The following is a 22,946-nucleotide window of genomic DNA, read 5'->3' on the forward strand; positions in this document are numbered from 1 at the left end:
ATTCTTATTTTATTATTTAAAAAAAGTTTTAATTACTTCTTCAATTCTATTTTTATCTTCGTTTGTAAGGTTCGATCCAGAAGGCAAGCACAAACCCTTTTCGAATAAACTTTCGGCTATTTTTTCTCCATAATATGGATATTCTACGAATAGAGGTTGTAAATGCATCGGTTTCCAAAGCGGACGCGTTTCAATATTTGCCTCTTCAAAAGCCAACGTTAAAGCCTCTCTATTAATTTTCTTCTCACAGTCATCTTCAATCAAAATTGAACTCAACCAATAATTAGAGAAATAATCTTCATTTGGTTCTTCGAAAACAGAGACTTCATCTATGTCTTCAAATACTTTTTTATAAAAATCATGCATAGCTCTACGCAAAGTAACGTTTTTATCCAAAACTTCCATTTGCCCACATCCTATTCCTGCACAGATGTTGCTTATTCTATAATTATAACCTATTTTACTATGCTCATAATGCGACGCATTATCTCTAGATTGAGTTGCATAAAAAATGGCCTTCTCCTTTAATCCTTGTGAATCACAAACTAACACACCTCCGCTCGATGTCGTGATTATCTTATTGCCATTAAATGACAAAACACCGTAATCACCAAACGTTCCACACTTTTTACCTTTGTAACTACTCCCTAATGCTGCTGCGCTATCTTCTATTATTGGAATTCCATAACGATTAGCAATTGAAAAAATTTCATCTATTTTATATGGCATCCCATACAAATGAACAGCAATAATGGCTTTAGGCTTCTTGCCTCTTGCAATTCTATCTTTAATTGCAATTTCAAGAAATTCTGGACAAATATTCCAAGTATCAAGCTCACTATCTACAAAAACAGGAATTGCTCCTTGATATAAAATAGGATTGGCAGATGCTGCAAATGTCATACTTTGACAAATAACCTCATCCCCCAACTTAACCCCTAATAAAATTAATGCTAAATGAATGGCTGCAGTACCTGAATTTAAAGCTACAATAGATTTGTTTTTTTCAAAAAAGCCTTCTAGTTTATTCTCGAATTCATCAACATTTGGTCCGCCAGTAGTTATCCAAGAATCATTCAGTGCAGTTTGAATGTATTTTTCTTCAAATCCACTTTGCTGGGACAATGACAAAAAAATTCTTTTATTATTCATTAATTTTCCAATAATCTGAATCATAACGAACATCATCTTCACTAACATTTACTAAGGGCAAAGTCGAAAATGAAATTAATTTGGAGTCTTTTTCCAATGCCTGAATCGCGTTAGCATATCCTGCAGGTATATGAACAATTTTACTTTCGGAAGCAGAAACGGTAACTGTTTCAATTAATAAATCTTTAGAAGGATTCTCCCAATTATCTACTTTTACAAAATGAATTTTGAAGCTTCCGCTTAAACAATAAAAATTTTTAGCATCTAATTTATGTCCTTGCCAAGCACGAATAGGATTATCATCTGAATTACTAATAATGTAAAACCTTTCAACAGCTGTAAAACTAAAGTCATTTACATACGAAATAGTCCCACGATGGTCTGAGAAATTTCCTCCTTGAATTATTTTTGGAATCATATATTGACTTTTAAGTTATTTTTATTCAACAAATAAAATTTCATTGAATAGATCAAAAGTAGCGGTGTGATTACGATTATGAATAATACTATATCATTAACCTTTTGATATAAAAAAACAACCAAAACCGAAACAACTGCTTGTACAATTGCGTAATATAAAGCAACTAATCTATGTTGAATTTTATATTCGTTACTTAAAACCTGATATAAGTGCAAACGATGGGCTTCAAAAATATTTTGTTTTAAATACAAACGATGCATAATTGTACATATTGCATCCACTCCATATACAGCCAAAAAAAGAAGCCAAATAAGAGAATTTGTGATTACAATAAGCCTTAATACTAGATAGATAACCCAAAAAGCAATAGCTATGCTTCCAACATCTCCAGCAAAACATTTGGCTTTTTTTCTATAATTAAAAAATAAAAAAACTAAACTAGCTATCATTGCATATTTTATAAAACTACTATCAATAAATAGCTGAATGTTTTTATTTACATACAGTAATGATCCCATAACAACCAAAGTATACAAACCAGTTATTCCATTAATCCCATCCATAAAATTATAAGCATTAATTAAGCCTATTGCAAGAATGTATGCGATAGCAACTGTCCATACAGGCATAAAATTAAAAACTCCTGAGTCATAAAAAACAAGAGTTATAGCTATAAAATGTATTGAAATTCGAATTTTATTAGATAAACTCTGTATATCATCCCAAAAACTAACTAAAGTAACTAAAGTAATCCCTGTAAAGAAAAAATAATTACTTTGGATATGCTGTGCAAAGTACAGCAAGGCAGAAAACCAAAAAATAATTCCCCCTCCTCTTAAAGTAATTTCTGTATGAGAGCTTCTCTCATTGGGTTTATCTATGATATTAAAATGATTCGCTACTTTAAAATAAAGTAACATTATAATCATCAGTAGAAGTCCTAGTATTATGTATTGCATTATTTACTTTATGAAGCTTTTTATTGTTTTCTCTAATCCGTCTTGGGCCGTATTTGGAAGTTTATCAATTCCTATCGCAGTTTTAATTTTTTGATTAGAAACTCTATAATTTTCAGTCAACTTTTGCACTGTCTCAGAATTCAAAGGAAATCTAATTACATCTCCAATTTTAGCAATTCCATTTATAATTACTTTAGGAATTGCAATAGATAAGTTTTTTTTGTTTGAAACAGAAGATATAATTTGAACTAATTCGTTTGTAGATAAAACCTCATCATCAGCAAAATTATAAACTCCTGATGGAATTTCTTCATTTAAAAGAATCTCTCTAATCATAAAATTAAGATTATCAATTCCTAAAAATGACCTATGATTATCAAATGCGGCCAAAGGATAAGGAATTCTTTTCTTAACCACATTATAAAGAAGATTCAAATTTCCCTTATTTCCAGGGCCATGAATCATACAAGGCCTAATAATAAAAATTCTTTTACCGTGTGGAATTTCTTTCGATAAAATATATTCTTCCGCTTTTAATTTCGACTGTCCATAAGGTGTCTTGGGACTAGGTTGAATATCTTCATATAAAACCTCCAAAACATCATCAGCAACTGCTTTTACACTACTAAAATAAATAAAATTTTTTATTTCACTTTCTAAGAAAGCATCGAATAAGTTTTTGGTTAAATCTGTATTAACTTTAAAATATTCTGACGCATTACTTGTGTTTTTTGTATCATGTGCTTTGCCAGCAAGATGGATAATTACATTAGCTTTAAAATTTAATTTCCAGTTTGGATTTCTTAACGAAATAGAATCTACTAAATAAGAGTGGTCCGATAAATAATTAAAAACATTTTTCCCTACAAAACCTGATGCTCCAGTTATTATTACTTTATTCATTTATTTAATCTAACTTATTTTGCTTTTTAAAATCATTAATTAAACTTAATTGCTCTTGAACAAAAAATGAACGGGAGTATATTTCTCTATCTAACATACAATTTGAAGATAAAATTTTAAGAGCATGATTCTCTTCATTTAAGTATTTTAATTTCTCTACAATTTCATTAGCGTCATTGCTTTTTGAAACTGATTTGATTAAATATCCATTAAAGTTGTTCTTTACTATATCTGAATTTCCTCTCTCATCTAAGGTAATAACTGGCACTCCCATAGCCAGAGATTCAACTATACATACAGGTAATCCTTCTTTCTTACTTGGGAATAGAAAAACATCTGATATTGCTAAATATTTCTCTACTTCCGAAGTATAACCAATATTAATTATTGATTTATTATTATTTAAATCTCCTTCTTCATTTAAAGTCAGTCCTGTAATATGTATTGGATCTTTTCCTCCAACTAATAATAACGCAAATTCGTTTGGATATTCTTTAATTAACTTTGCAAAGCTATGAAAGACTAAATCAAATCCTTTAAATTCTACAAATCTACCTGTATAAGTGATAATAAATTTACTTTCTAATTTTAAATCCTTTCTTATGTTCTCCTTATCGCTTTCTTGGAATTTATTCCCATCAAATTTATCAATATTACACCCGACGCCGCAGGACTGATATTTATTTGCTTTATTACTGAAAAATCTTTTAACTAAATCAAAATCTTTATTATTTATAAGAAATATCTTGTCCAGCCTAATAAAACTAAACATTTCAACAAAACTAAACATTATTTTTCTGAGACCAGTGCTAGCATTCATCCCCAATCCATGAAAAGTCCCCCAATACTCAACATTTTTATTTCTAAGTAAAATTACTGGAAAAATCCCAGTTGTAAAATGAGCATAAACTAAATTTGGTTTAATTTCTTTTACCAACTTCCTAATCCTAAAACTACTCTTTATTAATTTTGTTATAGAAGTAGTCCTTGGTATATCTAAAAAATGAAATGTTAAATCATATTGGGTATAATCAAATTTGTCGACAATATTGATTACATTAGAACGAGAGCAAATGATATGAATTTCATTTTCTAAACTTAATGCTACACTTATTTCTGCTAAAAAATTATTAAAACTACCATAATCTGTAATAACAATTAAAATCTTCATATTTTAAATAATTTACTCTAACAATCTTTTGTATAAATTTATTTGTTTATCTATCATAAAATTTATGTCAAATTCTCTTGCTCTTTCAAAACCGCTATCTGATATTTTATTATAAAGATGACTATCTTCTAATAATTCCTGGATTTTTTTTGCCAGTTCCATTTCATTACCTTTTTCGAATAAAATACCACCACCATTTACAACATTTGCTAATCCCACAACATTTGACGCTATTAATGGTCTTCTTACTGCCATACCCTCAACAGCCGCCAAACCAAAACCTTCCCAATGCGAGCTAATTACTGAAATATCAGATGTTTTTAATAAGCTTGGTACATCAATTCGAACTCCAAGAAAGAAAACACGTTCTTTCAGACCTAATTTACCTACTAATTCTTCACATTCATCTTGCAAGGGTCCATCCCCAATCAACAATAATTTCACATTTAAATCTAGGTATTGCAAAGCTTTAATTACAGTTTTTTGATCTTTTTGAGGTCTAAAACCTGCTACCTGAATTAATAATTTATTAGATTCTAAAATCCGATTATCAATTTGCATTTTATGCATTACTTTCGCTCCCATAATTGAATGCAAATTAACACCATTTTCAATTACACAAATATCTTTTGATTTGAATTCACAGTGTTTAAATAAAACCTCCTGTACCTCATTAGTTATACAAACAATTTTATCATAAAATCTATAAATGTTTTTATCTAACATCTTAAAAAAAGGTTTTTGCATTCTCCTATTAGATGTACTATGTTCTGTAAAAATAAGTTTAGTTTTAGAAAAACTTATAAATTTTGCAATTCCTACCCAATATTGAGCAGGAAATAAATGAACATGAACCAAATCATATTTTTTCAAATATGGAATGATTTTAAAAATATGTGTTGGATTATAAGGTGAGCCTTTACCTAATGAAAAAATATTACAACAATCTAATTTCTGTAATTCTTTCATATAAGGATACTGAGTATCATCCAAAACCAACAAGTCAACTACTATTCCTTTTTCTTTCAATAAAGGAATAGTTTCTAAAATTAATTTTTCTGCTCCTCCTGTAGAAAGATTATTTATTATTTGCAAAATTTTCATTAGTTAAATGGCTTTTAATAAATTTTCCCATTTCATTAGAACTTCTTCAGCAGAGAATCTAGCAACCTCACTTTTAGCAGAATTACTCATACTACAGCGTACTTCTGGGTTATTCATTAAATAATGAACTTTTTCACTAAAACTTTTAAAATCATTCATATCTACTAAAAACCCTGACTCCACAGAAATAATTTCCTCAGGGCCTGTAATACAATTATAAGAAATTGTAGGTAATCCAAAAGATTGTGCTTCAATCAAAGTCATTGGAAGTCCTTCAAATCTAGAGGTCATACAGAGAAAAGAAGCATTTTCATAAAATTTATCGATTTTATTATTACTTGGTACAAGAATAATTTTATCCGAAAGATTATAATTGCTGATTTTTTGTGCTAATTCAGAATAATCTGGTCCATCTCCAATAATCTGGAGATACCAACCATCTTGTATATCATAATTATCATATAAATATTTCCAAACATCAATTAACAAATCAAAACCTTTTTGCGGAACTAACCTCCCAATTGCGACTATGTTTTGGGAATTACTATTATATATCTTATCAGTAACCGGAAAAGGTGATGTATTTGGAATAGACATTATTCTCCCTTTAATAGATAAATTTTTACACCACATTTTTTTATCTCTCTCTGTCAGTGTTATTATTATATCAGCACTTCTAGCTGCAATCTTTCGAGAAAAATTTCTAACACGTAAACCTAAATTAACAGTAAAATTAAAATGTTCCCAAACCACATACTTAATATCCCCAAACAAACGTAAATAGGCGACTACTGGGTACGTAAAAATAGTTGACAATACTTCTACACTAATTAAAAGATTAACTTTGTTTCGCTTTACAAAAACTAGTAATCTATAAATTGTATTAAAATAAAATAAAACTTTAGAAAAAGTATTTCTTGATTTTGGTTTTACACTATGAAGAGATTCCTGAATTACATTTTCATCAATTTTAAAAGAATCATTGGACACACTTCTATAAATAGATAAAATGAAAATTTTGTTATTTTCATTATGTGTCAATTTATTTGCAATCTCTATGGTTGATCTCTCGGTACCTCCTTTTAGGCTAGAATCTGGAAGTAAAAATAAAATATTCAATATTTTTAATTATTAGTGAATTATTAATCGAAAACAGACTGATAAGGAAAATAAGTAAAACTAATTGCCTCATCATTATACCTCGTATTTAAAGTTTTAAATGTATTTAACAAAATTAGAACAAGTAACAACAATCCTATAATACGATATCTAAAATTATAAATCAAGATAGGTAATATAATAATATCTAACATCCTAAAATAGACATTTGTACGAAGTGAAAATTCCGAAATGGAGTTAAAAACCATAAAATAAATTAAACCTAAAAAATAAATATTAACAAAAACGTTAATTATCTGAGGTTTATAAGTGGTTCTATATTTCAAAAAAAGTAAAATACAAAACATAATGATTAATAAAAAAAATGTAGAGCTAAATCCAATTCTATTAGCAAATTCGGAACCAGAATATAATTCTGCTTTTGAACTAAAGCTTTCAATTGGCAAAAGAGACATCAATTTAAAAATCATCCCTTTTATGTCGAAAGCAACAAACGGGAGCAATAAAAATATTGAAGTAAAGTAAAAAAATATAGATTTTTTTAAATTATAAATAAAATATAATGGTAAAACACAAATAGCTGAAAAATGAAATAAAGTCGCCAATAAAACTACTAATAAAAACTTCTTCTTTTTTTCATTTATAAGACAATCGTAAGCATAAAAAATAATCCCCATACCAATACCATGACGAATTTGCCCCATCTCTTTTATCATAAAATCAGTAGAAAAATATATAATTAAAGAAAGAAACACAAATGGAGAATATTTTAAAAAAAATTAATTTTAAATAAAACTCCTATTGCTGCAATAACCAATAAACTAATTTGAAAAGAAGAAATACTTAAAATCCGTAATAAAAAAATATATCCTGGCTCAGTAAACTGAATCATCCAACTATCTAGATTACCAGACTCAACCTCTTTAAACATAGCCTCATAAGCATCAATGTCAGGGCTTAAAGTTCTTAATCCGGCAAAAAAAACAAAAAAACAGAAATGGAAATAAATAAAAACTTCTTACCTATTGAATTTTCAAAAAGATTAAAGAAAAAAAAATCAAATACTGAAAGGAAACACAGTATTAATAATATTAATATATAAATTCCCATTCTTTAATTAATCAAAATTTCATGCTTAAATTCTTCTTCATTATAACTATTAAAAATGTCAGCCACCACTTGTTCATTATTAACACATTTAAAAGTATGTAAAATATCTTCTAGATATTTATTTAGGCACATATATGAATAATTATATATTTTAAAATCTCCAATTTCTTCAAGTTTAACAATAGGGGTGATTCCGTAAAACAAATACTCAATTAATTTTGTAGGATTTGCAACTCGATTTACAATACTATCGTCTCGTAAAACAAAACCATAATGTGATAATGTATAAAAATTAGCTAATTCATCAGGATGAACAGAATCTAAATAAATTCTTTTATTAATATTAAATTTATTTAATATTTTCTTCATTTCAACAATATCATTAACTAATAAAATATAAACAACATTTTGATCATTCTTTTTGTTATTAATAGATTGTAACATCAAATCTATATTTTGCCAAACATGTAAACCTCCACTATAAATAACAACTACATCATTTGTACCAATACCAATCTTTTCTCTAAGTTTGTCTAAAATTAATTTATCTACATCATCACCTTTTCTTATGTTATCTGGCCAAATACCATAAACCAAAGACTTAAAACTTGCATTAGCATATTTTTCTAAATAATATTGATGCATACTTTCAGTTACAAAAACAGCCGTATTTATATTATTAAAACATAACTTTTCCGCAAAACTCAAAATTTTTGAATAACCAATCTTACCTCCCATTTCTTGCTCTTCAGGAACAGTACCATGCACATCAAGAATAACTTTAGATTTATTAATCGGAAAAAAAGGAATAATCCACATTAGATTATAAATCGTATGTGCATAAACCATATCGCTTTTGCATAACTGATAGAATAAAAAAAAGAAACCTGTAAAGAAATTAAGGTTCCAAACAACTACTCCATCAGTATCATGATTAACTTTTTCTGGAACAATATAATGCTTTAAAGAAATCTGGATGTAAACACGTTTATTTTCCTTAATCAGATAGTCTACTTTTTTTATTCTTTGAAGGAAACCATCTTTTTCATTTTTACTATTTGGAAATGGCGCTATTACTAATATATTCATGTTTAATTATCTTCTAATAATAATTTTATTTTTTTCTAATTCTTGATAACTCACCTAAAAAAAAATGGCACAGTATAGTCCACTACGCAATGAAATTATTCTTTTTGTATTTATAATTCCAATCTTATCATTTTATCTTGTGGCAAATAAGCTTTGCAAACTTCATTATTTGACAGTTGTTTTATAAAGTTTAACATACTTTGACCTTTGGGTATATTGATAAAGACTTATTCAAAAGAAATAGACACAAAGAAATTGAGTGATTAACTCAATAAAATTATTTTATTTCATTGTATCTTTTTGCGAAGTCCAATAACATAAAATCTGCTTTTAATTTTCTTTCTTTCAAAGTATCCCCATAATCAATATCATAGTTTAACTGACCAACTAACTTTTCCAACATTTTAATATCAAAAGGTTTTTCCCAAAGTTTTATTTCTTTAACTTGTTCTGTTAAAATTTTTAATTTTGGTTCTACCTCAACACATATAACAGGTTTTTGCAGTAAAGCTGCTACAATTGCACCATGATAACGGGCACTTATAAATCCATCAAATTCATTTAATTCTTCCAAAAATGATTTGATCGAATATTTTATAGGATCCCAAATTAAAACTTTTTCATTTTTCGTTTTTAATATCCAATCCTTGTCTTTTGAAGGTGCGAAGATAATAAACTGTAATTCAACATTCGAATATGACTTATAGAATCCTATTAAGTTATTAATATAATTTTTTCCTGATTCTTCCCAGTTCCAATCTCTTACAATGATTCCTATTTTCTTTTTTGGTTGTCTATCAGTAGTTGTTTTCAATTCAACTTTTGTGAAATAAGAAGAAAAAACGACATCAGCCCCTAAGGTTGCAGGAATATTCCAATCAGTACAATACTGATTCGAAACTTCATCTCTAACTCCAACAAATTCAGCCTTAGAAATTTTTTCTTTAGCATTTAAAATTGCAACTTGATTTTCGTAAAATGGTCCAATTCCAAAACCTAAAAAAGCAATTTTAGATTGATTTATAATATTTTTAGTAAAAATATTTTTTATTTTACTTTTAATAAGACTCGGATTCCTAAGAGCAACATTAATTTTTTTAAGTAAAGATGTGTCATATTTATTTTGGAAAGCAAAGAACTGAGTTCCACCTCCATATACCTCCCAATCTGGTAAAAAATTTGGTTCTAAATAAGTACTATTAACTAAAAGATTTTGAACGTAATCATTATAATCACCAACAAAATTCAATTGAACATTTTCAAATTCTTTTAAAAAAAAATTTTCAAATACACACATTAACAAATCATCTCCAAAATTAGTTTCTCCGTAAGCTCCTTTTATAGTAATTTTTGTCATTTTTTTATTGCAATACTATTTTTTTTTCCAACAATGCATTTCTTAACAACTCATATGGTAACTCTTGTACAGTTGTACCGTTTTTTAAGGCTAATACAGCAGCAACTGCTGAAACCTGACCTAGTGACATATAAACAGGCTCCATCCTTATAGAGCTAAAAGCAGGACGTGTTGCAGACAGACAAACGGGTACAAATAAATTAGTACATTGTATTCTTTTTGGGACTATTGCACGATAATCAATCGGATATGGCTTAGGGGTTCTCGCCATAAATTGACCTTCATTCTTTATATTTCCCTTAATATCGATATAGCGTTGAACAATATGAGAATCCATGGGATAATCACCCAAGGAGATTCCTCTATCAGCAACAATCTTACCAGCACAGTTTCCTTCAGTCATAATATACTCACTTATCATTCTTCTTCCTTCCCTAATATACAATTGGTTAGGCCAATTGTCAGTTTCTACAAATTCATCTTTTGCTAACCCCCATTGTTTGTAAAAATTACGGATTCTTTCTGGTACTTTTGGATGATTTGTCAAAGTCCACAAAAAACCCATCTGATAACGCTTATGGTCTGCAACTATCATTTCTCTTTCTGCATAATTTGCTTCAGGATAATTATAATTTTTACCTACATAATCTGTTGAAATAGGCCCCATATTATTCGAATCTGTTTTTCCATTAGGCAATGGCATTAAATCAAAAAAAGAATGACCTTCATACCTCTTGATGTACTCAAACAATAAATCATAATCATCTTCATTATAGTCGAAAGGCTTTTTTATTGGCACCTTATTTATTTCTACGTTAGTTAAGCACATTCTATAACAGTAGGCTTGTATTTTTCTATCTCCGGTTCCGTTACTAGGTATATTTAATGGAAATCCTGTGCCTAAACCTTTTATTCCATCTGGAAATTGGTTGCGATCACCATTAGCCATAGTGTACACTCCGTTTACTTGTTCATTATATTGGCTATTATTTTCTCTCCCATATGTATATGAAACTCCTGATTTTGCCATAAGATCCCCTTCGTAAGATGCATCAATAAACATTTTCCCTTTTATGACTAAACCTGATTCCATTTTTATGGAAGTAATAGCATTTAAACCGTTTTTATTAACACCTGTAGCTAAATTAAGCCTTTCGTTATGCAAAATCGGAATAGCATTTTCGATGATAAAATTCCTAAGTATATACTGAGCTGCCTTAGGCTCAAACCATATCATTACATCTCCATTATATGAGTATCTTTCATAATTACTTGCTTTTCCGCTAAACCAATTATGGGAATTACTATAATACTTTTTTATTGTTTTATAAAAATCCCTCGTAATACCTCCTAATATACTAACATTAAGCACATCCGTTATTCCAAGTCCATTTGCAGTCATACCTCCCAAAGCAGTATTCAAAGGCTTTATAAGTAGAACACTTTTACCAGATTTGGCAACTTCAACAGCTGCAATAATTCCAGAAGCTGTACCACCATAAACAACCACATCATATTCTTTAGCAGTATCAATATTTTTAACACCATTGGTCGTATCGAAATGTAAAATAGGTTTTATTTCGGCTATATAGTCCTCTTTAGAGCAAGAAGAACACAAAATAAAACAGAACCCCAAAAAAAAGTGAAACGTAAATTTAAACAATACATTCCAAACTGATGAAAAACAAATAAATTCAGATAATTCATTTTTAACAAAATTGATACATTATACAACTCTTCAATATATTACTTCACAACGAACTAACTCATAACATCCTAATTATTCATTATAATTCAGGTTTATTTCTGGCTTTAAATTCTTTATTAATTTTTCTTTAAGATAGATTTTATTTTCATTCTTTAGTCGATAATAATGTTCAGAATCCCTACTTTTTATAACTTTACAAGGATTACCAATAACAATTGATAATGGAGGAATTGTTCCTGACACTACACAACCAGCGCCAATAATACAACCCTCCCCAATATTGCTTCCTGGAGTAATAATTACATTTCCACCAACCCAAACATTTTCCCCAATTATAACTCTTCTAAAATCAAATGTTTCATCGTAAGGAATGTACTTTGAATTTTTAAAATTATGATTTGCCGAATGTATAACTAAATTTGGTCCAATAATAACACCGTTCATTATTTCCACCTCACCTAGTCCATTTATTTCAGCATTAGGTCCAATGTAAATATAACTACCAAGTGATACTCTTTCTGGGTAAAATATTAATGTTGAAGAACTAATTTTATTATTAACACCAATTATTTTGAGTCTATTCAATAATCGTTTTAATTTAGCATTTTGATAAAATTCAAATATCATTTTTCTAATCATTTTTTAAAAAATTTAATATTATTTTTTTATTAATAAACGATACCAAAATTAACATTAAAACTAACAAAAGTAACTGAAATTTGAATCCTAAGATATTCATTAAATAAATCGTAGCAATGATGAAAATTAAAGACATTATATAATAAAACTCATTTATCCCAAGTTTTAATTCTTTTTTTAAATCAAAATATCTCAATAGATATACAACAAAGAATCCCGAAAAATAAGATACCGATATGCCATATAAACCCCATCGTTCTACCAATAGAAATCCTAATACGATAGATACAACACCTCCAATTATTGTAGTAGAAGTTATTTTTGCAGTGCTTCTTCTTTTTTGATAAATAAGACTAATTAATGCTGCTACGGTGTTAAAACCTACACCTAAATACAGGAAAGGCATATATTTCCAAGATTCATAAAACTCATTATTAACAACGTATTTAGTGTAAATAGGTGCTCCTGCAATAAGAATAAGGATTACACTAAATTCTATTTTTATAAAGTGAACCAATAAGTTACTAAAATCTTCCATTTTAATATCTTTTTTAAGGAAAGCATCTTGTATAGGTAAAACAAAAACTGAATTTATGATAACTATTATCGATGGAAATCTAGACGAAATGGCATAAATTCCGTTAGCTTCAGGTCCTAAATAATGCAAAATTATAAATTTGCTTGCTGAACCTATAGCCCACCAACTCATCAAATTAGGAATAAGAGGAAGTGAATAATGACACATCTCTTTTAATAATTTTTTATTCAAATATTTAAAAGAACAATATTTAAATATTCTAATTTGAAAAATCATGAATAAACTAGCAATCGTGTAGGCAACAATATTAGCAAGTAAAATCCCTTCTACTCTTAAATGAAGTACATATATGAATACAACATTAAAGATGATTACTAAAAATGTGGTAATAAAACCATTTACTGCAAATTTTTTAGTATCTCCTTCACCTCTTAAAATACTTTGCAGTATTGGTAGTAAACAATTTAAAAACATTAAAGTAAAAAAATATTCTTTGTATTCAAAAGTTTCAAACACACTGTAAATTAGAAAAAGAAAAGAAAAAAAGAAAAACCCAACACCAAACGCAATCATGGTATTGGTAATTATTTCTGCTTTTAATCTTTCATTTTGTTTGTCTCTATCAATTAACCAGCGATAAGCAGAATCCGATATTTGCAAAGAAACGAGAGGAACAAACAAAGTAATTGTAGTGATAAAGATATCATATTCACCTAAATCTTTTTTAGTTAGTAAAAAGGTGTAAAATGGAAGGAGTAAAAAAGATATTATTTTTGATCCAAAACTTCCTATAGAATAAATTAATGTTTCCTTAAACAGTTTTTTCCCAAGGTGGTCAGAAGAATCTCCCATATTTAATTTGTTCTTATGAATTCTACTATCCTTTGGCAAGCTTTACCATCTCCATAAGGATTATGTAAAGCACTCATGTACTTATAGTGCCCAATATTTATTAATAAATTATTTGTTTCTGAAACAATTCTCTCTTTATTAGTTCCAACTAAAATTACCGTTCCGGCATCAACTGCTTCTGGTCTTTCTGTTGTATCACGCATTACCAAAACAGGTTTACCTAAACTAGGTGCTTCTTCCTGTACACCACCAGAGTCTGTTATAATCAAATACGATTGTTTCATTAACCAAACAAAGGCTGGATACGTTAAAGGGTTAATCAAATTAACATTAGAAATATTTGATAAAATTTCATAAACCGGTTCTTTTACATTCGGATTTAAATGTACTGGATAAATCACTTGAACATTTAGATGTTGTTCTGCAATTTCTTTTAAAGCCTCGCAAATATTATTAAACCCTTGTCCATGATTTTCACGTCGATGGCCAGTCACTAAAATAATTTTTTTAGAAGAATCAATTATTGTTTTTAAATAATCTATTTCCTCATTATCAACATTATCAACTATTGAAACACTTGCTAATAACGCATCTATTACAGTATTTCCAGTTACTAATATGCTATTCGGGTTGATGTTTTCTGCTAATAAATTATTTTTTGAAGCAGTTGTAGGAGCAAAATGAAAATCTGCAATACGTCCAGTTACTTGGCGATTAATTTCTTCTGGAAATGGAGATCGTTTATTATGTGTACGTAAACCTGCCTCTACATGACAAATTTTTGCACCTGAGTAAAAAGCTCCAATGCTAGCTGCCATTGTAGTAGTTGTATCACCATGAACATAAACATAATCAGGTTTAAAATCTTCTAAAATTGATTTTAATCCTGAAATAATATCTGCAGTTAAAGAATATAAATTCTGATTAGCTTTCATTAAATCTAAATCATAATCTGGAGTAATTTTAAAGAAATGTAATACTTGATCTAACATTTCACGATGTTGGGCTGTTACACAAACTCTGGTTTCAAAATGATTTGTATTTTTTTGAAATTCTTTAACTAGAGGAGCCATTTTAATAGCTTCTGGTCTTGTCCCAAAAATGATTAAATTTTTAATCTTCATATATTAATTGATATTAAAACTTTAAATTAAATAATAGATAGTATACTATGAAGAAAGGGCTTCTTTAATATATTTTTTAACAATGATAACTAAAACACAAATGAATCCAAAAATAAAATATCCAATTATCATTCCTTTAGCTTTACCAAAATGCTCTTTTGCCAATGGCAAGATAGGCCTGTCTATCACCTGAATTAAAGGTGTTTCTTTACGTAATGTCACTTTAGCTAATTCGGTTTGCTTTACTAATTCAGTTAAAATTGCTGTATTAGCTTGAACATCTACTTGCCTTCTAGAAGATGGGGCCCGTCTCACATTTAAAGCTGGATTTAAGTTAAACGTTTTGTCCGTAGCTATAGCTACCCCAGTAATTGCTCCATTAAGTTCTCTTCTAATAGAGTCAGTTTGTCTTTCTAAAATCAACATGTTCATTCTAGATTTTTTACTTTTAGTAGCCACATAAAAATCTGATACCTCTTTAGCTAATGCTTCACAGAAATATTTAGCAAATAATTCATCCGTAGAAGAAACATCAATATTGATTATCGCTATTTTTTTATCTTTTTGTCCAACTACCAATCCCCTTTTAGATAATCCTTGATAGATTGAGCCTAAAATACTATCATGCACTCTTGTAAAATATTTACGTTTTGTATTAGGTAAGAAATGAATATTAGCTAGTTTCGGTTTTTCTTTCCAGTTGTCTCTAAACTTATTAATATCAATATACATTTCGGCCAAAGAAATTTCCTTGTCTTTATAGTTTACAGAAGTTAATAAAGTTTGCTCTACCATTCTACGAGATTTAAGCAACTGTGTTAAATTGGAACCTGTAAAAATACTTCCTCCACCTCCTCCAAGATCTAAACCTAAAGAGCCCGCTAAACCTAATGCACTTCCTAAACCTCCTCCCGATTTTTCTTCTTCTAATGCAAATGTCAAAGTAGCTGTATAAACAGGTTTTTTATCAAAGAATATACAATTCCCAAAGATGCTCCAATTATCCCTGCTAAGACAATAATTTTCCACTGTGATAACAGATAAAAATACCATTCTTTTACACTTAATACTAATCCTTTTAACGAAATTTCATCGTCTTGAATTGATCTCTTATCCATTTTAAAACTTATTATTATTTAAAAGCAGTGATAATTAATAATGCTAAACTAGAAATCACACTACCAATACCAACCCATTCTCCCGTTGTCATCTTTTTAACTACTGGTCTTTCAGGAACTACAATTTGAGAATCCGGAGTTACCTTGGGATAGGACCTAAAGAATAAGAAAGAACTTGCTACAGCAGCTTTTCCATTCGGGTAAATTATATAGGCTTTTTTCTTCCACCCCATATTATCAACACCTCCAACAGCATTTAAATAGTACTTGAAGCTTTTCCCGCTTCTATAGGGTATTTCCGAAGTCAACAATACATTACCTGTTACTTTTACTCCTTCATTATAGGTAGCAACTTCTATTTCATCCCCAGGAAACAAAGTAACATTTGAGTAATGATTTTTATCTTTTACAATTCTTTCCCAATCGATTGGAATCGTTGCATATTTCAGTTCGTCTTTTAATTTTTTAACTAATTGTTTCTCCTTTAAAGAATCGCCATTTCTCAAATTTAAATCAATACTTTCTAATTTCTCTATTTGTTCTTCTTTAATAGGTCTTTTTATTTTCAATCCATCCAAATTAGCAATAGATGTTAATCCTCCAGCACGCATTACAACGTTATATACCGTTTCTTTTTTGTTTGCCAAAACATATTTACCAGGATAAGAAATTGCACCACTTATTTTAACCATCTCTGGTTTTTCATAAACAGCCATTCTTCGTATGTTAATAACATCAAAAGGCATTAACGCGAAGTTTTTAATTTGTTCATTATTTCCATCATTAATTTCCAACTCAAATACATCTACTCGTTTTGGGTCTGCATCATTAATAGCATCCGATTTTTTCATTCTAGCAATTTCAACTCGTTTTGATGCTGAACCTGTTAAACCTCCAACTTCAACAACCAAGTCGTTCAATGTTAAGTTTTCATAAAACTCGTACTCACCTGGATTTTTAACTTCTCCATCAATCGTAACTTTGTATTCTTCTCTAAAATCCAAAATAGAATATACTGTTACAATATCTTCTCTTTTAATAATACGTCAGAATTTAAATCCCCTGAAAGTGCTTTTGCTAAATCAACATTTACAATTTCTGTCGTTAAATCCGATTTTAAACGAATAATCCTGGCTCGTTTTGTATAAGCATCTTCTTTTAAACCTTCTGCTCTTGTTATTAATTCAGAGATACGCATTCCTTCTGTAAAAGAATAGAAATCTGGTCTAAACACTGCTCCTTCAACTTGAATACGATTTTCAAATCGATTTAATATTTTTGCCACTTTAACAACATCTCCAGATTGAGGTTGGTATATGTTAAATTCACTTTCATTAACATCATGAACCTTAAACTCTTTTCCTGTTTTCTGTAAAACATTTACCGAAGCTGTATAAGCTAAGTCATTAAATCCTGATGTAAAAGATAATAAATCATTAAAAGTCTCCCCTTTTTTCATCTCAAAAATTCCTGGACGTTTCACCTCTCCTGTTACTGTTACTCGCATGCTGTAAGCTGGAATTCGAATAACATCATTTTCTTTCAAGCCAACATTATCTGATTGATCTCCTTTTAGTAAAAACTTATATATGTCTATATTTCTATAAACCCTGTTATTACGAATCAATTCAATATTCCTATAGCTACCATTTTTGCCTGGTCCACCTGCTAAATGCAAAGCATTATATACTGTCGCCAAAGAAGACACTGAATAATTACCAGGTTGTTTCCCTCCAACAATAGTAATTTTGATTGTTCTTATTTTTGCTAAACTAACACTTACTTGCGATTGACCTGATCTAACCGTACTATACACTTTTGCAATAGCAGCTTTAATTTTTGTGTAGCTGCCTCAATAGTCATTCCCGATACAGCAATTTGACCGACATATTGTATCGTAATCTTTCCTTCAACACTTACAGGAATATTATCTTCAAATTCCTGAACACCATAAACACTAATTTGTAATTCATCTCCAGGCCCTAAAATATAATTCATTGGCGTTGCCAATTTCAGATCAGGCTCAAAATTCAATGTAGGATTATCAAATAACTCGGAACCAAAGATTAAAGCATTTATAGAATCTTTTATTTTAACATTGATAATTTCTTGCTGTTTCCTTCCGAATTCAGTCTTTTTATTTTTGCCATCCTTACCATCTAAATCTTTATCTTTTGGATCTTTATCTTTCTGGTCTTTTTTAGAAACCTGATCTAATCTTATTTTCAATTTAGAAAACTCAGATTTACTCATTCCTTTTGATAGAATTGCTTCCTCTGCATCGTCTATACTAAGACTTTTAGCTTCTAATTGATTTTTGATTTTATTAATATCACTATCTGATAAATAATCAACTTTAACAGCACTTAAATCTTTAGACTTTAAAATATCTTGAGCTGACATATTTAATGATACCAAAAGAGCAAAAAATAATATAAATACTGCCGTTATCTTTTTCATATAGTTTATTTTAATAAAATTCATTTAGGTAACTTCTAATTCAATACCCTGAATTAAAAATTACAAATATCTAAGAATATTGTTTTTTATAATAATCTTTATAAGTTCCAGAAGTCACATTTTGCAACCATTGTTCGTTACTTAAATACCAATTTATAGTTTTTTCTAATCCTTCTTCAAAAGTGACTGAAGGCTTCCATCCTAATTCTCTATTAATTTTAGAAGCATCGATTGCATACCGCAAATCATGCCCGGGTCTATCTTTTACGTAAGTTATCAATTCTTGAGAAGTGCCTTTATCTCTTCCTAATTTCTCATCCATGATTTGACACAATAATTTAACCAAATCAATATTCTTCCATTCATTAAAGCCTCCAATATTGTACGTTTCATGATTTTTCCCTTCATGAAATACTAAATCAATAGCATTAGCATGATCCTCTACAAATAACCAATCACGAGTATAATTACCATCTCCATATACTGGCAATGGCTTATTATTGATGATATTATTAATAAAAAGGGGGATTAATTTTTCAGGAAAGTGATAGGATCCATAATTATTAGAACAATTCGTTAAGACATAAGGCAAGCCATATGTTTCACCATATGCGCGTACAAAATGATCAGAACTTGCTTTTGAAGCTGAATAAGGGGAATTAGGATCATAGGCTGTTTTTTCAGTAAATAATCCTTCGGCTCCAAGTGACCCATAAACCTCATCGGTACTAATATGGTAAAATCTCTTACCCTCTTGATTATTCTTCCATTGATTTTTTGCTGCATTAAGTAAATTCATCGTTCCAATAACATTCGTTTTTACAAACGAAAGTGGATCTTCTATTGAGCGGTCTACGTGAGACTCGGCTGCCAAATGCAGCACTCCTTCAAACTCATTTTCTGAAAAAAGATTATTTATAAAGGATTCATCAACTATATCTCCTTTAACAAAAGTATAATTGGGTTTATTTTCAATATCTTTAATATTCTCCAAATTACCTGCATAAGTCAATGCATCTAAATTAAAAATATGATATTGTGGATATTTTGTCACAAAACGTCTTACTACGTGCGATCCAATAAATCCAGCACCTCCTGTTATAAGTATTTTTTTCATTTTTATCTTAGTTCAATAATTCAGAGTTCCGCCTCTCTAATTCTCCATATAAATCCTTGACATCTTGCGAATTTTCTTTTTGCAAAATCAAATTAGCTGTATCTGTGTGCACAAAAATAGTATTTTTTAATCCCAAAAATGTTGTATGCTTATCAGAACCAATAACCATATTACCAAACTTATCTACAAAATGCCCTTTAGTAATTAAATAATCATATACTGATTCAAAAGATCCTAAATCAGACCAAGCAAAAGCTGCTGGAACTACTTTGATCTTTTTACTACGTTCCATAACCGCATAATCAATACTTATAGAAGGAATATCTAGTGATAAGTCTAAATCTAAATTACCATTTTTATTATTCTCCCAAACTTTTTTAGATTTTTCATATACTTCAGGCTGATATGTTTTTAATTCATCTAATAACACACCTGCTTTAAAACAGAACATTCCGCTGTTCCATAAAAAATTACCTCTTGCAATAAAATCCTTAGCTGTAACACTATTAGGTTTTTCACGAAAAGAAACTACGTCATCACCTCTCGATTCGATATATCCATATCCTGTTTCTGGCTTCGTTGGTACGATTCCAAACGTTACAATGTATCCTTCTTCTGCCTTAGCAATTGCTTTTTTTATTGCTTGATTATACTGCCCCATTTCATCAATAATATGATCCGAAGGTGTTACGATTAATATATCGTCAGGTTGAGAAGCAAAGGCGGCAAAGGCAATAGCAGCTGCTGTATTTCGAGGAGTTGATTCTACAATATTAATATAATCCTTTCCCAACTTCTTCATTACCTTTTCACTCAGATGACAATTATCAATGTTTCCAACAACCATAACTTTGTCTGCCAAATTAGCATTTCGTTCCACCGTCATTTCAAACAATGATTTTTCTTCAAATATCTCTAAATATTGTTTGGGCATGCTTTTACGAGAAAGTGGCCACAATCTACTACCTACTCCACCTGTTAAAATAACGTGAGTTATTGGCATTCCCATATATTATATCCTTTTTAATTGTTTTTCTGCAACCTCTTTTCTAAGATTACTACTTGAGAATCGATGATCTCTAACATTAAAGTATAACGTTATTCCTTTTTGCTCACAATAAGCACGTCCAGTAAAATTTTCATTCCTATATTCATCACCAATAATACGAACATCTATTTTGAAAGAACGCAAAATATCTTCTAGATCTTGCTCTGTTGCATAAGGAACAATTTCGTCAACAAATTTGCATCCTTTTAATTGTATGTATCTTTCTACTACTGTTTGCGAAGGAATATTTTTTTCTGGACGATCAAGTGTTGGATCTATTTGCAAACCCACTATTAAATAATCACATTCCCTCTTTGCTTCTTCTAACATCTTAATATGCCCAGCATGCAATAAATCAAAAGCACTAAAAGTTATTCCTACTCTCATAATTTAATTTAAAATTTACAGTCTATTATCTGCAATATCTCCTAATATTCCTTTTACATCATACAACAAGCTATTTTCTTTTTGTAGTTCTGAAAAATTTAAATTCAAAAATCAGCATGTGCTACTCCTAGAACAACTGCATCAAATTTTTGATTAGGTATTATATTGATTATATCTAATTTATATTCTTTATATACTTCTTCTAAACTTGCCAATGGGTCAAATATTGTAACTGTAACCCCATATTCTTTTAAAGCATTTATTAAATCTACAATTTTGGTATTACGCACATCAGGACAATTTTCTTTAAATGTGATTCCGAGCATTAAAATATTAGCTCCATTTACATAAATTCCTTTTTTCAGCATAAGCTTGATCACTTGAGAAGCAATGTACTCTCCCATGCTGTCATTTAAACGGCGTCCTGCCAAAATAATTTCTGGGTGATATCCAAATTCCTGAGCTCTTTGTGCTAAATAATAAGGATCAACACCAATGCAATGACCACCAACTAATCCTGGCTTGAACGGCAAAAAATTCCATTTTGTTCCTGCAGCCTCTAAAACAGCCTGAGTATCAATATCCATTAAATTGAATATTTTTGCTAATTCATTTACAAATGCAATATTAATATCTCTCTGTGAATTTTCGATAACCTTAGCCGCCTCTGCAACTTTTATTGTCGGTGCTAGATGTGTTCCTGCAATAATTACAGTTTTATATAATTCATCAACTTTTTTACCTATTTCAGGTGTTGAACCTGAGGTAACTTTCAGAATTTTCTCAACCGTATGCTCTTTATCTCCTGGATTAATTCGCTCCGGCGAATATCCTGCGTAAAAATCAACATTATATTTCAATCCAGATATTCTTTCCAGAACGGGAACACACTCTTCTTCAGTGACTCCAGGATAAACAGTAGATTCATAAATAACTATATCTCCTTTTTTTAAAACCGAAGCAATACTCTCACTTGATTTATATAAAGGAGTTAAATCTGGTCTATTATTCTTGTCAACTGGAGTTGGAACTGTTACTATATAATAATTGCAATCTTTTATATCCTCCATTTTTGAGGTACAAAACAAACCAATTGCATCCCCTGTTTTGTCAAGTAAAACTTTTTGCAAAGTTTCATCATCAACTTCAAATGTCGTATCGGTACCTGATCGCAATGAACTTACTCTTGACTGATTAATATCAAAACCAACAACAGAATACTTTGTAGCAAATAATCTCGCTAATGGCAATCCAACATAACCCAAGCCTATAATTGCTATTTTTACGTTTTTTTCCATATATTTCTAGTTGTATTTCATCATTATAATCATTTATTCCCACAGCTTCGCTTATCCAAGTCACATTTTGACCTAGATAACCGAACATACACTTTTGGCAAATATACCATAATAAGGCTATTAATTCAATAGCAAAAACTACTGAAACAATAAAAAATAAATTATTAAGTAGCTAAAAAAACACAATTGGCTAAAAGTCAACATAAAAATATTCTTAACTCAAACACAAGGCATAAAAAAATCACTAAAACTAGTGATTCTTTTTTATGCAA

General features: G+C 29.5%; 22 protein-coding genes and 1 pseudogene. All 23 read right to left on the minus strand.

Annotation, left to right across the window (positions count from 1 at the left end; all coding sequences use genetic code 11):
• Positions 1-12 precede the first annotated feature (12 nt).
• The 23 genes and pseudogenes from EAG11_RS14250 to EAG11_RS14345 all read right to left on the minus strand — a co-directional run bounded on the left by EAG11_RS14250 (position 13) and on the right by EAG11_RS14345 (position 22,674).
• Positions 13-1,152 (minus strand): DegT/DnrJ/EryC1/StrS aminotransferase family protein, encoded by a 1,140-nt coding sequence (locus tag EAG11_RS14250; RefSeq protein ID WP_129539757.1) that lies wholly within the window; start codon positions 1,150-1,152, stop codon positions 13-15.
• A complete protein-coding gene (locus tag EAG11_RS14255) occupies positions 1,145-1,570 on the minus strand; it encodes a WxcM-like domain-containing protein (RefSeq protein ID WP_129539758.1) in 426 nt (141 codons plus the stop codon). Before EAG11_RS14255 ends, EAG11_RS14250 begins: the two co-directional genes overlap by 8 nt.
• Complete coding sequence (locus tag EAG11_RS14260; RefSeq protein ID WP_129539759.1) at positions 1,567-2,532, minus strand: glycosyltransferase family 4 protein; 966 nt, start codon at positions 2,530-2,532, stop codon at positions 1,567-1,569. Before EAG11_RS14260 ends, EAG11_RS14255 begins: the two co-directional genes overlap by 4 nt.
• A 3-nt stretch (positions 2,533-2,535) precedes the next feature.
• Positions 2,536-3,435: an NAD-dependent epimerase/dehydratase family protein gene (locus EAG11_RS14265; RefSeq protein ID WP_129539760.1), complete on the minus strand. Its 900-nt coding sequence runs from the start codon at positions 3,433-3,435 to the stop codon at positions 2,536-2,538.
• A 4-nt stretch (positions 3,436-3,439) separates the two neighbouring features.
• A complete protein-coding gene (locus EAG11_RS14270) occupies positions 3,440-4,606 on the minus strand; it encodes a glycosyltransferase (protein WP_129539761.1) in 1,167 nt (388 codons plus the stop codon).
• 12 nt (positions 4,607-4,618) lie between these two features.
• Positions 4,619-5,710 (minus strand): glycosyltransferase, encoded by a 1,092-nt coding sequence (locus tag EAG11_RS14275; RefSeq protein WP_129539762.1) that lies wholly within the window; start codon positions 5,708-5,710, stop codon positions 4,619-4,621.
• Positions 5,711-5,713: 3 nt separating this feature from the next.
• On the minus strand, positions 5,714-6,829 hold the full coding sequence (locus EAG11_RS14280) for a glycosyltransferase family 4 protein (protein ID WP_129539763.1): 1,116 nt from the start codon (positions 6,827-6,829) through the stop codon (positions 5,714-5,716).
• 23 nt (positions 6,830-6,852) lie between these two features.
• On the minus strand, positions 6,853-7,584 hold the full coding sequence (locus tag EAG11_RS22885; protein ID WP_129539764.1) for an EpsG family protein: 732 nt from the start codon (positions 7,582-7,584) through the stop codon (positions 6,853-6,855).
• A gap of 358 nt (positions 7,585-7,942) precedes the next feature.
• Positions 7,943-9,028, minus strand: a complete 1,086-nt coding sequence (locus EAG11_RS14290) for a hypothetical protein (protein WP_129539765.1) — start codon at positions 9,026-9,028, stop codon at positions 7,943-7,945.
• Between the two features lie 277 nt (positions 9,029-9,305).
• A complete protein-coding gene (locus EAG11_RS14295; protein WP_129539766.1) occupies positions 9,306-10,385 on the minus strand; it encodes a polysaccharide pyruvyl transferase family protein in 1,080 nt (359 codons plus the stop codon).
• A gap of 4 nt (positions 10,386-10,389) precedes the next feature.
• Positions 10,390-12,003: an FAD-dependent oxidoreductase gene (locus EAG11_RS14300; RefSeq protein WP_207209602.1), complete on the minus strand. Its 1,614-nt coding sequence runs from the start codon at positions 12,001-12,003 to the stop codon at positions 10,390-10,392.
• 162 nt (positions 12,004-12,165) lie between these two features.
• Entirely contained in the window at positions 12,166-12,732 is a 567-nt protein-coding gene (locus EAG11_RS14305; protein ID WP_129539767.1) for an acyltransferase, read from the minus strand.
• A complete protein-coding gene (locus EAG11_RS14310; protein WP_129539768.1) occupies positions 12,725-14,122 on the minus strand; it encodes a lipopolysaccharide biosynthesis protein in 1,398 nt (465 codons plus the stop codon). The genes EAG11_RS14305 and EAG11_RS14310 overlap by 8 nt, the downstream gene beginning before the upstream one ends.
• A 2-nt stretch (positions 14,123-14,124) precedes the next feature.
• On the minus strand, positions 14,125-15,246 hold the full coding sequence (gene wecB, locus EAG11_RS14315) for a non-hydrolyzing UDP-N-acetylglucosamine 2-epimerase (protein WP_129539769.1): 1,122 nt from the start codon (positions 15,244-15,246) through the stop codon (positions 14,125-14,127).
• 45 nt (positions 15,247-15,291) lie between these two features.
• Positions 15,292-16,188, minus strand: coding sequence for a lipopolysaccharide biosynthesis protein (locus tag EAG11_RS14320; protein ID WP_242499163.1), 897 nt, complete (start codon positions 16,186-16,188; stop codon positions 15,292-15,294).
• Positions 16,185-16,364: a hypothetical protein gene (locus EAG11_RS22375; RefSeq protein WP_242499164.1), complete on the minus strand. Its 180-nt coding sequence runs from the start codon at positions 16,362-16,364 to the stop codon at positions 16,185-16,187. Before EAG11_RS22375 ends, EAG11_RS14320 begins: the two co-directional genes overlap by 4 nt.
• A gap of 14 nt (positions 16,365-16,378) precedes the next feature.
• Positions 16,379-17,368, minus strand: coding sequence for an SLBB domain-containing protein (locus tag EAG11_RS22380; protein ID WP_242499165.1), 990 nt, complete (start codon positions 17,366-17,368; stop codon positions 16,379-16,381).
• Between the two features lie 14 nt (positions 17,369-17,382).
• Entirely contained in the window at positions 17,383-18,180 is a 798-nt protein-coding gene (locus tag EAG11_RS22385) for an SLBB domain-containing protein (protein WP_242499166.1), read from the minus strand.
• The gene (locus EAG11_RS22390; RefSeq protein WP_242499167.1) at positions 18,144-18,824 is read right to left on the minus strand and encodes a polysaccharide biosynthesis/export family protein; all 681 of its coding nucleotides are present in this window, start codon (positions 18,822-18,824) and stop codon (positions 18,144-18,146) included. Before EAG11_RS22390 ends, EAG11_RS22385 begins: the two co-directional genes overlap by 37 nt.
• Before the next feature lie 70 nt (positions 18,825-18,894).
• A complete protein-coding gene (rfbB, locus tag EAG11_RS14330; RefSeq protein WP_129539770.1) occupies positions 18,895-19,941 on the minus strand; it encodes a dTDP-glucose 4,6-dehydratase in 1,047 nt (348 codons plus the stop codon).
• A gap of 7 nt (positions 19,942-19,948) precedes the next feature.
• Positions 19,949-20,944, minus strand: a complete 996-nt coding sequence (locus EAG11_RS14335; RefSeq protein ID WP_129541111.1) for a mannose-1-phosphate guanylyltransferase — start codon at positions 20,942-20,944, stop codon at positions 19,949-19,951.
• 9 nt (positions 20,945-20,953) lie between these two features.
• Positions 20,954-21,376, minus strand: a complete 423-nt coding sequence (locus tag EAG11_RS14340) for an adenylyltransferase/cytidyltransferase family protein (protein WP_129539771.1) — start codon at positions 21,374-21,376, stop codon at positions 20,954-20,956.
• Between the two features lie 15 nt (positions 21,377-21,391).
• Positions 21,392-22,674 (minus strand): annotated as a pseudogene (locus tag EAG11_RS14345) (nucleotide sugar dehydrogenase).
• Between the last annotated feature and the right edge of the window lie 272 nt (positions 22,675-22,946).

Origin of the sequence: Flavobacterium sp. 140616W15 (assembly GCF_003668995.1) — a bacterium.
Classification (GTDB): Bacteria; Bacteroidota; Bacteroidia; order Flavobacteriales; family Flavobacteriaceae; genus Flavobacterium.

Coding starts and splice junctions, on each gene's coding strand:
- EAG11_RS14250 (WP_129539757.1), bottom strand. CDS start 1,152: ATGAATAATAAAAGAATTTTTTTGTCATTGTCCCAGCAAAGTGGATTT.
- EAG11_RS14255 (WP_129539758.1), bottom strand. CDS start 1,570: ATGATTCCAAAAATAATTCAAGGAGGAAATTTCTCAGACCATCGTGGG.
- EAG11_RS14260 (WP_129539759.1), bottom strand. CDS start 2,532: ATGCAATACATAATACTAGGACTTCTACTGATGATTATAATGTTACTT.
- EAG11_RS14265 (WP_129539760.1), bottom strand. CDS start 3,435: ATGAATAAAGTAATAATAACTGGAGCATCAGGTTTTGTAGGGAAAAAT.
- EAG11_RS14270 (WP_129539761.1), bottom strand. CDS start 4,606: ATGAAGATTTTAATTGTTATTACAGATTATGGTAGTTTTAATAATTTT.
- EAG11_RS14275 (WP_129539762.1), bottom strand. CDS start 5,710: ATGAAAATTTTGCAAATAATAAATAATCTTTCTACAGGAGGAGCAGAA.
- EAG11_RS14290 (WP_129539765.1), bottom strand. CDS start 9,028: ATGAATATATTAGTAATAGCGCCATTTCCAAATAGTAAAAATGAAAAA.
- EAG11_RS14295 (WP_129539766.1), bottom strand. CDS start 10,385: ATGACAAAAATTACTATAAAAGGAGCTTACGGAGAAACTAATTTTGGA.
- EAG11_RS14305 (WP_129539767.1), bottom strand. CDS start 12,732: ATGATTAGAAAAATGATATTTGAATTTTATCAAAATGCTAAATTAAAA.
- EAG11_RS14310 (WP_129539768.1), bottom strand. CDS start 14,122: ATGGGAGATTCTTCTGACCACCTTGGGAAAAAACTGTTTAAGGAAACA.
- wecB (WP_129539769.1), bottom strand. CDS start 15,246: ATGAAGATTAAAAATTTAATCATTTTTGGGACAAGACCAGAAGCTATT.
- EAG11_RS22375 (WP_242499164.1), bottom strand. CDS start 16,364: ATGGATAAGAGATCAATTCAAGACGATGAAATTTCGTTAAAAGGATTA.
- EAG11_RS22390 (WP_242499167.1), bottom strand. CDS start 18,824: ATGAAAAAGATAACGGCAGTATTTATATTATTTTTTGCTCTTTTGGTA.
- rfbB (WP_129539770.1), bottom strand. CDS start 19,941: ATGAAAAAAATACTTATAACAGGAGGTGCTGGATTTATTGGATCGCAC.
- EAG11_RS14335 (WP_129541111.1), bottom strand. CDS start 20,944: ATGCCAATAACTCACGTTATTTTAACAGGTGGAGTAGGTAGTAGATTG.
- EAG11_RS14340 (WP_129539771.1), bottom strand. CDS start 21,376: ATGAGAGTAGGAATAACTTTTAGTGCTTTTGATTTATTGCATGCTGGG.